The organism is Vibrio sp. 2132-1 (assembly GCF_033344315.1).
In genome coordinates, this window is sequence record NZ_JAWPON010000244.1 from 1 (window position 1) to 773 (window position 773).

The 773-nt window shown below is 47.6% G+C and carries 1 protein-coding gene; it reads left to right on the forward strand.

The window, feature by feature from the left end:
* Window position 1: 1 nt before the first annotated feature.
* The coding region (locus tag R8N47_RS24710) for a symmetrical bis(5'-nucleosyl)-tetraphosphatase (RefSeq protein WP_318186039.1) at window positions 2–773 on the forward strand (772 nt) is incomplete at its 3' end.

A 773-nucleotide genomic window follows, 5' to 3' on the forward strand; every position in this document is an offset into this window, starting at 1 on the left:
TATCGTTGGTGACATCCAAGGCTGTTTTGACGAACTACAGCAGCTACTCAAGCGCGTCAACTTTTCCACTCAACATGACCAACTTTGGCTCGCAGGAGATTTGGTGGCTCGCGGCCCGAAATCACTCGAAACACTGCGCTTCGTAAAGTCACTCGGTGACAGCGCAAAAGTCGTACTCGGCAATCATGACTTACATTTACTGGCAGTATCTTACGGCCTGAAAAAGCGAAAAGACAAAGATAAAACGACCCCTATTTTCCTCGCTAAAGACCGCGAAGAACTGCTCTCTTGGCTAGCTAAACAACCTCTTCTGGCAGAGCACGACGAGTTTGTGATGTGTCATGCGGGTATCTCACCGCAATGGGATTTAGAGACAGCCAGACAATGCGCTCGCGAAGTAGAACATATTATCCAAGGCGAAGAGTTGCCGTGGTTGCTAAAAAACATGTACAGCAACTTACCAGATCTTTGGGATGACTCACTGGAAGGTCTGGATCGCTATCGCTATATCATCAATGCCTTTACAAGAATGCGTTTCTGCTTTTCTGATGGTCGTTTAGATATGGACTGCAAACTGCCTCCGCAAGAAGTCACAGGTGACCAATTGGTACCTTGGTTTGAACTGCCGCACCGCATACCGTTAGAAAAAACAGTGTTATTCGGCCACTGGGCAGCATTGCAGGGCTATATCGATGAAAAAGTCATTGGACTCGATACAGGTTGTGTCTGGGGTGGTTCGCTGACGATGATCCGTTGGGAAGACAAACAACTCT